General features: G+C 43.3%; 9 protein-coding genes and 1 pseudogene. 4 read left to right on the forward strand and 6 right to left on the reverse strand.

Annotated elements, in window-relative coordinates; genetic code table 11:
• Positions 1–33 precede the first annotated feature (33 nt).
• The 3 genes from hldE to Q7674_RS19845 form a co-directional block, all read right to left on the reverse strand.
• The gene (gene hldE / locus Q7674_RS19835) at positions 34–1464 is read right to left on the reverse strand and encodes a bifunctional D-glycero-beta-D-manno-heptose-7-phosphate kinase/D-glycero-beta-D-manno-heptose 1-phosphate adenylyltransferase HldE (RefSeq protein WP_045063562.1); all 1431 of its coding nucleotides are present in this window, start codon (positions 1462–1464) and stop codon (positions 34–36) included.
• Positions 1465–1542: 78 nt separating this feature from the next.
• Positions 1543–4440 carry a bifunctional [glutamate--ammonia ligase]-adenylyl-L-tyrosine phosphorylase/[glutamate--ammonia-ligase] adenylyltransferase gene (glnE, locus tag Q7674_RS19840; RefSeq protein ID WP_045063560.1) on the reverse strand — a complete coding sequence of 966 codons (2898 nt, stop codon included), beginning with the start codon at positions 4438–4440 and terminating at the stop codon, positions 1543–1545.
• 124 nt (positions 4441–4564) lie between these two features.
• Positions 4565–6148, reverse strand: a complete 1584-nt coding sequence (locus tag Q7674_RS19845) for a methyl-accepting chemotaxis protein (protein WP_045063558.1) — start codon at positions 6146–6148, stop codon at positions 4565–4567.
• 130 nt (positions 6149–6278) lie between these two features.
• Between Q7674_RS19845 and Q7674_RS19850 the strand changes: the two genes are divergently transcribed.
• On the forward strand, positions 6279–7091 hold the full coding sequence (locus tag Q7674_RS19850; protein WP_305424167.1) for an ion transporter: 813 nt from the start codon (positions 6279–6281) through the stop codon (positions 7089–7091).
• Between the two features lie 24 nt (positions 7092–7115).
• On the opposite strand, the gene Q7674_RS19855 is transcribed toward Q7674_RS19850, so the two are convergent.
• Complete coding sequence (locus Q7674_RS19855; protein ID WP_045063557.1) at positions 7116–8630, reverse strand: CYTH and CHAD domain-containing protein; 1515 nt, start codon at positions 8628–8630, stop codon at positions 7116–7118.
• A gap of 186 nt (positions 8631–8816) precedes the next feature.
• Between Q7674_RS19855 and Q7674_RS19860 the strand changes: the two genes are divergently transcribed.
• From Q7674_RS19860 to Q7674_RS19870, 3 genes are all read left to right on the forward strand, one after another.
• Positions 8817–9497, forward strand: coding sequence for a TIGR00153 family protein (locus tag Q7674_RS19860; RefSeq protein ID WP_008989792.1), 681 nt, complete (start codon positions 8817–8819; stop codon positions 9495–9497).
• Between the two features lie 31 nt (positions 9498–9528).
• Positions 9529–10797: an inorganic phosphate transporter gene (locus tag Q7674_RS19865; RefSeq protein ID WP_045063555.1), complete on the forward strand. Its 1269-nt coding sequence runs from the start codon at positions 9529–9531 to the stop codon at positions 10795–10797.
• A gap of 116 nt (positions 10798–10913) precedes the next feature.
• Positions 10914–11531, forward strand: coding sequence for a TIGR04211 family SH3 domain-containing protein (locus Q7674_RS19870; protein ID WP_008989794.1), 618 nt, complete (start codon positions 10914–10916; stop codon positions 11529–11531).
• 78 nt (positions 11532–11609) lie between these two features.
• On the opposite strand, the gene Q7674_RS19875 is transcribed toward Q7674_RS19870, so the two are convergent.
• Together Q7674_RS19875 and Q7674_RS19880 are read right to left on the reverse strand one after the other, a co-directional pair.
• Complete coding sequence (locus tag Q7674_RS19875) at positions 11610–12554, reverse strand: general secretion pathway protein GspB (protein ID WP_045063554.1); 945 nt, start codon at positions 12552–12554, stop codon at positions 11610–11612.
• A pseudogene (locus Q7674_RS19880) lies at positions 12554–14225 on the reverse strand (AAA family ATPase). Before Q7674_RS19880 ends, Q7674_RS19875 begins: the two are co-directional and overlap by 1 nt.
• Between the last annotated feature and the right edge of the window lie 219 nt (positions 14226–14444).

Genomic DNA, 14444 nt, shown 5'->3' on the forward strand with positions numbered 1-14444 from the left:
TAGTTTTGCTACTAAGCAATCATAATCAACGTCTTAACCACGTCCACCACGGATCGCTTCAATAATCTTAGTGGTTGAGCAACCATCTTCAAAGTTCAGCACCAGTACCTGTCCACCAGCAGCAATCACTTCTTTACCACCAGCAATGTCTTCAGGCTTATAGTCACCGCCTTTAACAAGAAGGCTTGGTAGCACTTCACTGATCAAGCGTTGTGGGGTTTGCTCGGTAAATGGTACTACCCAATCGACCGCACCAAGACCGGCTAACACAGCCATACGACGATCTTCTGGGTTTACTGGACGACCGGGGCCTTTTAACTCTTTCACTGAACTATCAGAATTCACCGCAACGATGAGACGATCGCCTAATTTCGCCGCTTCTGTTAAGTAAGCGACATGCCCAGCATGCAAGATATCAAAACAACCGTTCGTCATAACCACAGTTTCACCACGTGCTCGTGCCGCTTTTACTGCTTGAATCAACTGAGGTTCAGAAATAACGCCGTAGCCACTATCTTGGCTACCATGAATCGCATTAGTTAATTCAATGGTAGATAGCGTTGATGTACCTAGTTTACCAACCACAACACCTGCTGCAGCATTAGCTAACTTACAACAATCAGATAACGATTTACCTGCTGCTAAAGAAGCAGCGAGCACAGAAATTACCGTATCACCGGCACCTGTTACGTCATACACTTCTTGTGCCTGCGTTGGCATGTGCAGTGGCTCTTGGCCTTTTTGCAGTAACGTCATACCGTGCTCAGAGCGAGTCACTAACAGCGCTTCAAAATCAAATTTATCAATAAGGCCTAGACCTTTCTCAACTAAATCTTCATCTGATGTTACTTTCCCCACCACCGCTTCAAACTCAGATAAGTTAGGTGTTAATAAGGTTGCACCACGATAACGTTCAAAATCAGAACCTTTAGGATCGATCAATACAGGTACACTAGCTTCACGAGCTAATTGAATCATGCTTTGTACATGCTCTAACGCACCTTTCGCATAATCCGATAAAATCACCGCTTTCACATCAGCCAATGACTGCTTCATTCGTGCTAACATTGGTGCAGGATCGACGTTATGGAAACCTTCTTCAAAGTCCAAACGGATCAACTGCTGACCACGACTCATCACACGTAACTTAGTAATGGTTGGGTACTCAGGAAGAGAAACAAAGTCACAAAAAACATTCAATGATGAAAGTTTTTCCGTTAACGCTTTAGCTGGCTCATCAATACCCGTTAAACCTACCAATTTAGCGTGACCACCTAAAGCTGCAATGTTCATTGCAACGTTAGCTGCGCCGCCCGGGCGTTCTTCAATCTGATCAACCTTTACTACAGGTACAGGTGCTTCTGGGGAAATACGACCAGTCGGTCCCGTCCAGTAACGGTCCAACATAACATCACCAACAATCAACACACCTGCTTGGTTATAATCAGGAAGGGTCAGTTTCATTTTTTTCTCCGGGAATGTGAAAACGCTCAGATACTAGCATAAACTAAAATTAAGATGCATCAGGACAATGTTATTCCATTAATTATCATCACTATTGGATGATATTAAGAGCTTTTGCCAAATCTCACTGACGTTTTGACGTAAATCTACAAATTGTGTTTCAGGTACATAAGCATCTAGCCCTAATAGGTTAAGTTTATGTATTTCATCTCGCATCTCACAATATGCCTGTTGTAAAAGCTTGGCATCTTCCGCTGACAATAACTCACACTGCACCATGGATGAGAAGATACGAATATTGTCTGACCAACGGGTAACATCTGGCTTATCAGCAGCATGAGCAAGCACTAAGTACTGTGCGATAAACTCAATATCAGTGATCCCACCTTTGTCTTGTTTTAAGCCAAACATCTGCGTTTTTTTCTTGCCCAAGTGCTCACGCATTTTAACTCGCATCTCAGCAACAGCAGTCGCAAGCTCCTCTGAATGACGAGACGCTGATAATACTTGTAAGCGCACAGCTTCAAACGCTTGCTTTAATTGCAGATCGCCGTAAACCATACGTGCTCGCACTAACGCTTGGTGCTCCCATGTCCATGCTTCTTGCTGCTGATACTCGGCAAATGCATTCACAGTACTGACAAGTAAGCCCGATGCACCGGATGGACGAAGTCGCATATCAACCTCATACAACACGCCTGATGCGGTGCGAGTAGAGAACAAATGAATAATGCGTTGAGCTAAGCGTAAGTAAAACTGACGACCATCAATTTCCTTACGTCCATTGGTATAAATGTTATCAGGGCAATCATGCATAAAGACTAAATCAAGATCGGAGCCATAACCTAACTCCCAACCACCCACTTTACCGTAGCCAACAACGCCAAAGCTCTTGCCATCACGATCAATTAAGTGGCTCGGCTCGCCATATTTTTCAGCCATTTGTAGCCAAGCTTGATTGACGACAGCAGCAATAATCGCTTCGGCTAAATAAGTTAAGTGGTCGCTCACTTTCATTACTGGCAATACACCTGCAATATCAGCGGCTGCAATGCGTAATAACTGGATTTGCTTGAACTGACGGATCGCTTCCATCTGCTGCTCCATATCCTCTTCAGGGATACGAGCGAGATACTCACGTAACTCATCTTTGTAACACGTTAGCTCGGTCGGCTTATACAAATGCTGTGGATCTAATAACTCATCTAACAGTAATGGATATTGCGCTAATTGATCGGCAACCATAGGACTTGCCGCACACAAGCGGATCAGCTGTTTTAACGCCGCTGGGTGTTCAACTAATAACTCTAAATACGTAGTACGAGTCGAAATACGAATGATCAGTTTAGTTAAACGCGGCAATAACTGAATTACATCATCACGGGTAACCACTTGCGATAAAACTTCTGGCATCAATCGCGCCATGACTTCACGTCCACGAGGACCGAGTGTGCGTTTCGACAATTCCGCCTTAAAACCAATTAAATGCTCGGCTAATTCAACAGATGCAGACTCATTTAGCTCAGATAAAATAGCCACTGATACTTCATAATTAAGTACCATTGCCCATAATTCATGGTATTGCGCATCCACTTCGACTTGTTCATCTTGCTCATCTGCACCAATGATCAGCTCAAATACTTGATGAATTTCACTCATATGATGATCAACTGCATCAAGTAAAGCGTCCCAATCTTGATACCCCATCGCACAAGCTAAGCGTTCTTGATCAAGCACTTTCTCTGGCAACGTCTGAGTTTGTTTATCATCAATGGCTTGTAGCAAGTTCTCTAAGCGACGTAAGAAACAGTAACCTAGCTCCAGTGCCGTCACTTCTTGCTCTGGAAGCAACGCTAGTTCTCTGACAGCAGAGAGGGTTGGCAGCAGACCACGCCCTCGCAAACTAGGTTCTCGTCCACCACGGATCAACTGGAACGACTGAGCAATAAACTCAACCTCACGGATCCCACCAGCACCCAGTTTGATGTTATTACTAAGGCCTCGACGTCTAACTTCACTACTGATCATCGCTTTCATTCGACGCAAAGCTTGCACTGCACTAAAGTCGATATAACGACGAAACACAAAGGGGCGCAGCATCTGACGCAATTCTTGATACTGAGTAAAGCTCTCACGCCCCATAACCCTTGCTTTGATCATCGCATAGCGTTCCCAGTCACGTCCCTGCTCTTGGTAGTAATCTTCCAGTGCCGCATAACTCATCACCAAAGGACCACTATCACCAAACGGACGTAAACGCATATCAACGCGGTAACAGAAACCATCAAAGGTTTGCTGATCGAGCGCTTTAATGAGTTTCTGACCTAATCGAGTAAAAAATTGTGCATTGGCTAAAGATCGACGCCCACCTTGAGTTTCACCATTCTCTGGATAGGTAAAGATCAAATCGATATCAGAAGAAAAGTTAAGTTCGCCACCGCCTAGTTTACCCATACCAAGTACTAGCATAGGCTGCGCTTCACCTTGCGCATTAGTCGGCGTTCCCCAATCAGCACAACATTGACGATACAGCCAATGGTAAGCTTCCATGATCAAGGCTTCTGCTAACTGCGATAACGCTTCTAAGCTCTGCTTTAAAGGCACAGTGTTTGCAAAGTCATGCCAAGCAATTAAACACATGTAACGACGACGAAACTGTCTTAAAACACGCATCAATCCGGCTTCATCAGTGATCTTAGCTAATTGCTCAACTAACAATTGGCGATAGCAAACAGGCTCGCATTCATGACGATGAGTTAGCATCCAACTTAACCACTCAGGATCTTTGACAAGTGACGCAGCAATAAAGTCACTTAACCCAAGGATGGAACGTAATTCCTCGAGATCTTCACCTTGCCATAATGCCAATACGTCAGGATGGTGTTCAGCTAGTTTTTCTATAGCAAGATCAGCTGCATCAGTCACAGCAGAAAAAGAAGAAATAGTCGGAAAAAGAGCGGGCGTTTCGACAGTCATGTGCTTTCCTTGAACAAGTAACCTGACAGAATTTTATCTACCTTAGCATAGAAAAACGCCCATCAAATGATGGGCGTAATAATTTTATAAGTTACATAACATTGAGTAACTTAATGACGGTTAGCTACACTTGAAATGCCTTGATTTTATGTTCTAAATCATTGGCATGTTGATGCATAGTATCGGATGTTTCTGCCAGCTCTGTGACCACAACTACCGAGGCTTCAACCAACTCTCGCACATTAGTTAGATTCTGGTTCATTTCATCAGCAACCGTGGTTTGTTGCTCTGCTGCTGATGCAATGTGGAAATTCATATCGTTAATAAGCTGTACTTGCGCCACGATTTTCTCGAGCTCATCACCTGCGTTGGTGACTAAATCGACCCCTTCCGCCGCTTCTTCTACACTTTGCTCCATCAAACCAACCGCTTGTTGCGCACTTTGCTGTAGCTGACTGATCATATCTTGAATTTCAACAGTGGCGGTTTGTGTACGCTGTGCCAAGTTACGTACTTCATCAGCAACCACAGCAAAACCTCGACCAGCATCGCCTGCACGTGCCGCTTCAATAGCAGCATTTAATGCAAGTAGGTTGGTTTGCTCTGAAATACTTTGGATTGTCACAATCACTGAACCAATCTTCTCTACCCGCTCTTCGACTTGATTCACCGCATCTGCTGATTGACGAATATCATTAGAAAGCTGATCAATTGTACCCATGGTTTTACGAACGAATTCTTGTCCTTGCGTTGCTTGCTCTGAAGTACCAACAGTAGCATCAGACGCTTGGCGAGCATGCTCTGCGACAGTTTGTACGGTTGATGTCATCTCTGACATTGCAGAAGCTAATTGATCAATTTCAGCAAACTCTTCTTGAGCCGATGATTTGGTTTCCACCATGCTGATAGACATGATATTCGATAAGCTTGATAGCTCACTTGCCGCTGCGCGTTGAGCTAATAATACCTCTTGTAATTGCAGTCGCGTTTTTTCTAATTCACGCGCTAAATCACCGAACTCATCATTACAATCCATAATGATAGGCTCTGCTAAATTACGTTGAGCAAGCTTTTGGATACTTTGCTTTAAATAGTCTATTTGACGCAACATCACACGCGATCCGCCAAGTAATAACACCATAAAGGCAATAATCATCACTCCGGTTTGCCATGCAATTTGCCATAAGTATTGATGGTAATAAGCCTTTGCAACATCACTGGATTGTGAGCCCACAACGAGCAAACCTAACTGAGGCAGTACTTCAGCATACTCAAAGCGCCCTTTTGACAACGTAATTGCAGAAGACGAGGTTAAATTGTTCAATAACGTTGATAACGGCTGATTACTTTCAGTCTCAGCATTTAATTGCATCACATTCGTGGCTTGTGGGTGACCAAACACCTTGCCAGTTTTTGGATCTAGCACATAAAAATAAGCATCTTGTGCTGTGGTCAAAGATGAGGACGCTAGCGCATCTTGGTTTAACCCTGCTTGCAGCATCGCTTTTAATTGATGGGCATGAGATATAGCAAGCTCTTTCGCTCTATCTTGTTGAACCTGTAATACTGCAGAATAAAACGTTTGTGCATCCCATAACTGCTTACCAATCAACAAGACAGTACTAAACACCATTAATAAGATCAGTTTGGGTACCAGCCGAATATTGGTTAATCCTTTTTCCCATGGTGTTACTGTCATTATTGCCATGTAGAACCTCCGGATTGCACTTCCTCATACCTAGCCAAAATGTGAAAGAGAAAACACAATAAAATGTGAATAAATTTGTTATTGTTTGTTCAATAGCACTATATCGGCAAAGGCAATAAAGACCTTAATGATGAAAGTAATAGATGACGAAAAACATGAGCTACATCCCATGAGCTTAATGGCTGTCGTGCTTTCTATAGCATCACTAGCCTTAGTAACTGCCACGCTTTTTCTAAATAAAAATGAACCGACTTTTCATATATTCTTAGCCATTGATACCTTCATCTGCCTGATCTTTTGGTGCCAATTACTCTTTGATTTATCAAGAAGCTCCTCGAAGTCAGCCTATTTAAAACAGCATTGGCCTGACTTCATTGCGAGTATTCCAGCCATCGAGCCTTTGCGTTTTATGCGCATACTTCAAGTGCTGCGAGTTTTCCGTTTACTCCGATCGAGTAAGCAGATTTACTTCCAAATGATCAATAACCGCCGCGAAACAACATTAGCATCCATTTTCTTACTACTGACGGTACTTATTACTATCGGTGCAACCTCTATCTTATTTGTCGAAGGTCAGGTGGAGAATGCCAATATCCACACAGCAGGCGATGCATTATGGTGGGTCTTTGTCACCATATCGACGGTTGGCTATGGTGATTATTATCCGGTTACAACACTCGGTCGGATCATCGCGATAGGGATCATCATTTGTGGGGTAGGTTTATTTGGTATGGTGGTAAGCTTGATCAGCTCCGTCATTTCTGATCCTCAACACGAGAAAGCACAACAAGAAAAAGAACACCGAAAGGAATGGCGTGAAATGCTTGCTAACCAACAGGTGTTACTTGCTAGGCTAGAACGTCTTGAGGCTAAGTTAGATCAGCAATCACAGACAGAAAACAAGAATCAACAGAGACAAAAAAGCCCAACTAAGCAGTCCTAGTTGGGCTTTTAAAAGCAAGTTTGATTAAGGCCAATATGGCGCTAATTCAATACTCATCTTTCGCGTTTGATCCATTGCATGGATCAGAGATTCATTCTGACGTTGTAGCCATTTCTCAATCTGCAATAAATCTTCACCTTCAAATGAAGTTAGCAGTTGGCGAATAGGCTCGAGCGCAGATAAATCTTCAATACCTTGTAATAAATCAAACCAAGGCATACGGAAAACTTTACGCAATTCAGGCTCATAAAGCTCCGCAAAAGATAAACCACACATCAGATTACGCTGTAGACGAGATTTCTGATCAATATAATCAGAACGCGTCAATTGACGCTCTGCTGGAAAAACCTCGAGCAACTCACTCCACGAGCGAGATAATACGTTATCCGCAAAAGGCTTGACTGCGCCTAATAATTTAGCGCGCGCTTTATCATCAAGGAATGGTTGCCAACCTCGACTTAAAATCCAACGACTTAAATCAAGTAATAACCCACAATAACGAGCAGAGTTCATCAGACGCAACATGTCTTCGCCATCTGGCAATTGCTCATAACGGGCTTCTAGTTGAGTCTGAAGTGCTTTTCGAGCATTAAGCTTACGGAGTACATAAGACTTATCTTCCGTTAGCTCGTCGATACTGTTCGCTTCTTCAAGCCACGACAGTTCACCTTCTAACCACTGCAGTTCTTGACGTAATAACGCACTCGCTCGACGTGGAATAATGCCACCGAAAGTTGCAAAGGTTTGACGAAGCAGGCTTAGTGATTGGGAAATTTGTACCAACGCTTGTTGATCTTGGCACTCAGTATAAATTTGCTCATGGTATAACCAATGCTCTAGCGCGTGTTCTAACGTTTTAATAAACGTTGATTCAACCGTATCTTGCTCTGTCGTTGCAACATTCTCTAATGGTTTAACGGGATCGCCTTGATAATCTGCTGCTAGGCGGTAGCCACGGGCCGCTTTGCTAAGATTACCTAATCGCATACCACCACTAGCACAAAGTTCACGTGCAAGCGTAAATAAGGCATCGGTTTGACCCGACTTTAACTCCAATTCCACTTCACAAATCGGTGATGATTTGCCATTAGCGTGTACTTCACCATGATCGAAAGCCAATTCAATTTGGCTACCATCAGGCATTGCAACCAACCATTGTTGGCGAGTGAAATCGGTAGAGAATAACGGTCTGATCTGTTGCTGAACCGCGACAACATCAAAATGGTCTGGCCATGCATCAGCAGGATGCAATGACAAAGTAGGTGCATCACCATCAATTTCTACATTATATTCAGGGCGCTGGTGTAAACCAGCAACAACCCGACCTGCAGTTTTTAATGTTTGCACAGAAACATCATCAAAACGACGAACCCGAAGGCCAATATCATTTTGACGTAATATTTGGTCTGGCGTATCGAAGTAAGTATTACCTAATTCTCGACTACTCTGCTGCAGAATTTTCGCTTCCGTTATTTTGCTTAATAACTGGCTTGAAAATTCCGGTGAGACGATAAACTTCAGTTCTATCTCGGTTTCCATAGTTATACCTATAAACAGTGGCAATCCAAGGATATTTGCTTATGCGCTCAAGGGCAAGTCAGAAATATCGATAAAACCTTGATCAAAATTAGTTCCACTATACTCACATATACGTTAACATGCGCGCTTCAATGACCATCGCTCAAGATTTAGCCTTTATTAGGGCGCTCTCTAGGTTGATCGGCTATGCCAGTAAATACAATTATGGGGCTCTTTGCAAAATCCCCAATCAAACCGCTACAACGTCATGTTACTCGCGTAAATGAATGTTGTGACTTGCTTATCCCGTTCTTCGAAGCATGTAATGCTGGAGACTGGGAAAAGGCGGCCGTTTTACGCGAACAGATCTCGCAACTTGAAAAAGATGCGGATGTGCTTAAGCGTGAGATCCGTCTGAAGCTTCCTCGTGGTCTTTTCATGCCAGTAGATCGTACTGACATGCTTGGACTGTTAACCCAGCAGGATAAACTAGCAAACCTCTCTAAAGATATCGCAGGTCGTGTCTTAGGTCGTAAGCTACAAATCCCTGCAGTCATGTACCCAGACTTTGTTGCTTATGTTCAACGTTGTTTAGACGCAGCTGATCAAGCTCGTCGTGTGATCAACGAATTAGATGAGTTATTAGAGACTGGTTTCAAAGGCAGAGAAGTGACGCTTGTTGCCGAAATGATCAATCAGCTAGATGTTATCGAAGATGACACTGATTCTATGCAGATTGCATTACGCCAACAACTTATGTCCATCGAAGACCAACACAGCCCGGTGGATGTCATGTTCCTGTATAAGATTCTCGAGTGGGTAGGCGCTATTGCAGATCAAGCACAGCGTGTTGGCTCACGTTTAGAAATTATGCTTTCGCGTTCTTAATAACGAGAATTAACAAAAACAAGGTTTTACAATGGAAATCCTGGCTAACTACGGCACTCTGATTATTGGAGTGGCAGCTATTTTTGGTCTTTTGATGGCGATTGGTATTGGTGCGAATGACGTTGCTAATGCCATGGGTACTTCAGTTGGTTCAAAAGCGTTAACAGTGAAACAAGCGATCATCATTGCGATGATTTTTGAATTTGCAGGCGCTTATCTTGCAGGTGGTGAAGTAACCGATACTATCCGTAAAGGTGTTATCGAAACCTCACTGTATGCAGGCCATCCTGAAACGCTCGTTTATGGCATGATGTCAGCGCTTCTTGCTGCTGGTACATGGCTACTTCTCGCTTCTTATATGGGCTGGTCAGTATCAACGACCCACTCAATCATCGGTGCTATCATCGGTTTTGCGTGTGTGTCTGTTGGTACCAATGCAGTGGATTGGCACTCAATCCAAGGTATTGTTGGTAGCTGGTTAATTACACCTCTTATCGCAGGTATTTTTGCTTACCTCATCTTTATCAGTGCACAAAAGTTAATTTTTGACACAGATACACCGCTTATAAATGCAAAGCGCTTTGTTCCTATGTACATGTTTATCACTGCGATGGTCATTGCATTGGTAACAATTAAGAAAGGTCTAAAGCACGTAGGTTTGCATCTAACAAATGGTGAAGCATGGGTAGCATCACTTGTAGTATCACTTATCGTGATGGTTGCTGGTTACTTCTACATTCAACGTAAATACACTGATGACGGCTCTTCTGTTGATAGCAACGGTTATGCAGGCGTAGAAAGCGTATTTAGCGTATTGATGGTTGTAACAGCGTGTGCAATGGCATTTGCTCATGGTTCAAATGACGTAGCTAACGCAATTGGCCCTCTATCTGCGATTGTTTCTACAATCGAGCATTCAGGTCAAATTGCGGCACAAAGTGAAATTGCATGGTGGATCCTTCCACTTGGCGGTATCGGTATTGTTATCGGTCTAGCAACACTTGGTCATAAAGTAATGGCTACCGTAGGTACAGGTATTACAGAGTTAACACCAAGCCGTGGTTTCGCTGCTCAGTTAGCAACTGCATCAACGGTTGTTTTAGCATCAGGTACAGGCTTACCTATCTCAACCACACAAACGCTTGTTGGTGCGGTTTTAGGTGTTGGTTTTGCTCGTGGTATCGCTGCACTAAATCTAGGTGTTGTTCGTAACATCGTTGCATCATGGGTTGTTACCCTGCCAGCAGGTGCGCTACTTGCTGTCATTTTCTTCTACATTATGCAAGCCGTATTTGGTTAAATAGTGGCACAGGTTCAAAAGAGGGAGGCTTAGCCTCCCTCTTTTCTTGCACCTTCCTCCCAAAATTCTTACTATCAACGACCTTAACAAAATTAAGACTCCCCAAGGATCAGATTGTGAAGTACCTCATTAGTCTTTGTTTACTTATTTGTGCTGCTGTTGCGCCAGTAGCAAATGCAGAACAGGTTCGTTATATCTCAGACAACCTATTCACCTACATGCATTCAGGTCCCGGCACACAATACCGTATTATCGGTAGCGTTGATGCTGGTACAAAAGTTACTCTACTTAGCTCAAATAAAGCCGCAGGCTTTACTCAAATTACGGATGATCGTGGTCGTAGTGGTTGGGTTGATTCCAAGTTTGTTTCTAATGAAATGGGCCTTAAAGAGCGTGTTCCGGCACTACAAACTGAATTAACTGAAGTAAAAGCAAAATTAGCAGAAGCGCTAACATCAAGCGATACGCAAAACGCAGGTCTTAAAAACACACTTGCACAACGTAACAGCCAAATTAACGATCTAGAAACGCGTAATAACAAACTACAAAGCGAGTTATCATCATCTCAAGATGAAATTCGTGAACTACGCGCTAAAATCGATACCCAAAAAGATGATCTACTAATGAAGTGGTTCACTTATGGTGGTTTAGTGGCTGGCGCAGGTCTTCTATTTGGCCTTGTGCTTCCACACATTATCCCACGTCGCCGTAAGCGTAATAACGGCTGGGCATAATCCCAATAGACTAAGATCGATAACGTTTGATCAAAAAAGGCAGCCGAGGCTGCCTTTTTTATTTTCTGTTATTTATCCTTACCACTCAGAAAGTGCTGGCATACTGATTTCATAGCCATCGTATTTCAAAATCACATCACGAGCTTCAATCCGCGCTAATTTCACACCAGGGGCTATATAATCACCTTCATGCAACTCTTGACCATTTACCTTTACCCAACGATTCGCAGGCTTTGAAGAATAAATATGTTGCTCAAAATTCATTTTAGGCAATTTATTTTGGATCGTTGTCGGCAATAAACCAATCGGGATCACCTTGCTTTGAGGCTCAGTTGCAACAGGTTTTGCTGCTTCCTCATCAACACTGCGGTCTAACTCGTTGTCTTGATAGTTTTCGCCATCCGTTGCCACAATGGCAGACTTCAACTGCGCAGCAAGCTCTGGTGATAACTCGGAAAGATCCAGGTTCTCAAGCTTGTATGGATCTTGATAGTTATCTGTTTTTTTATCTACAGGCTTACTCACTTCAGGTGGCTCGTAGCTTGGTTCATTGTCAGCATATGATGCTATAGGCTCTGATACCTTATAGTCTTGATAAGCTGGCTCTGCTGAATACAAACTATCTCCCACAGGTAGCGGCTCAGTTACCAGTGATGGAAAATCTAAAAACAATACATCTTGCTCAGGTGAAGCTATTACGGCTTCTTTCTTCGCTGTAGGTGCAGTTAACACTTGTTGCTCATGGGCTGATATTGCAGGAGCCAGTGCTGGCTTTGATGCTGCTGGCAATTGAGCCTGTTGCTCATGCGAAACTTGCGACTGCTGATAATATTTATACGCCACAATCGAGGTTGCAGGCAGTACAGCAATCACTAACGGTAATAACCATGATGTTGATGCTTTATGTGCTTTTACACTGTGCATCGGATGCACGACTTTCGCTGTTCCTTGCGGTGTTTTAACATCCTTTTGATCACTATTTTTCGTATCGGACTGCTTTAAGCTATCTAACAATTGAGACATTAACTTTGCTCCGGCTGTAACGTCGGCCCAGGTAAATTCATTGCAGAATCTAACACCATCAGTGTCATTGGACCTGCAATACCATCTGCCGTTAAATCTTGAGAGCGTTGGAAACGACGCAATTTATCTAACATTGATTGATCAAAATAGCCTTTACGAGGGCTATTCTCACCAAGAAAATCATTCAACTGTTGATCCAACCATGCGACGCGAGGGCCATTTTGACCAAAGCGAATACTGGTTTTGTCACCTAGTGGCGGGCGCCACAACAGACTAAATTGTCCATTCCAACGGGCTTCAAACCATTTAGGTGAAACTGAAATACGATCTTTACCCAACAATAATTCAATACGATCGTCAGTGATTGCATACACCACCGCATAAAACGGTTCTTTAGCGCCATCTTCTAACATCACCACCACAGGGCGATTAATTAAACCTAATTTGGCCAGTGTCGTTTTACCATCAAAGCAAGCAAGGCTAATACGTGAACTTGTCGCGCAAGTTGCTTGATTTAACGCAGTATCAAAGCCCCATAAACGATACAAATTCTGCATTGCTGTGCGCTCTTTGCGACTTCCATCAATCGCTTTGGCTAGACGAGAAAGCGTCGCTTCTTTAGTGTTAACGACAGGCGTTGTCGATAAAGATGGTGGCGTTTCTACGGCTGATAAATTGGCAACAGCATACAGTGACTGATTGGGCTCAATCGGTGCTGCTTTCGGGGCAACAGGCAGTGACTAATAATGCCATGCACCCACCGCTAATGCTGAGCACACTGCAACAGCCACACCCCATGGTAACCATAGTGATGGATGGCGTTGAGAGCCCCCTGCACGCGATGAAGATGCCGTAGCCTAGCACTTGCCAACTAAGAATATCTTCACACGCTTGCACTGCCATCGACTTACTCACTTGATGTGTTCCGGCTTGGCAAGCGAGCTGCATCGATTTATCACACACAAGGTTAATCAGGCGAGGAATACCTTGGGTTTGTTTCGCGATATATTTAATGCTACTGGCATCAAACACTGGGTATAAACAATCGACGGCCGTTAAACGGTAGTGAATATATTCACTGACTTCCGTTTCAGTCAGCGGTAATAAGTGATAACGCGAAGTAATACGCTGAGCAAGCTGACGTAAACGCTCTTGTTGCAATAACTGTTGTAATTCAGGCTGACCTATTAACACCACTTTGAGCAATTTACGGCTATCTGTTTCTAAATTAGTGAGCAGACGCAATTGCTCCAGCACATCTGGCATTAAATGCTGAGCTTCATCAACTAGTAATAGAGTTTGTCGCCCTTCAGCATGGTTTGCCATTAAGTGACGATAGATAATATCAGTGAGCTGTTTAAAGCTCGCATCAGACTCATAACTGAGCCCTAATTCATCACAAATAGCCGCTAATAAATCATGGGCAGAAAGTGCTGGGTTTAAAATCACAGCGACCTGTGTTTGGTGCGGTAAACGAGAGATCATCGCACGTAATACCGTCGTTTTCCCCGTCCCTACTTCATCGATTAGCAAACCGAAACCACCACCATCAGTTAATCCTGACAGCATATGTGTCAATGCTTCTCGATGTCGTTCACTGAGGTAGAGAAAGCGCGCACTTGGAACGATCGAAAAAGGCGCTTCAGTGATCCCGAAAAAGTCCTGATACATAGAAAATACTCTAGTGCCTAAATTGAGATTTAAAAATAACGTAAATGCGTGTTGGCTCTTAAATACGCATCAATATAGCAAGATTTATTATCATCGGTATTCTTGCGAATATTGTATACTGCCTTGCAGTAGCTCATCGACCAAGGTCACATTGATCGGGGTATTATGTTCAGTTTTAAACAAAAGCGATAGAGATTCATCTCAGTAGAGTGATTGATA

This window comes from Photobacterium leiognathi, assembly GCF_030685535.1.
In the GTDB taxonomy this organism is placed as follows: domain Bacteria; phylum Pseudomonadota; class Gammaproteobacteria; order Enterobacterales; family Vibrionaceae; genus Photobacterium; species Photobacterium leiognathi.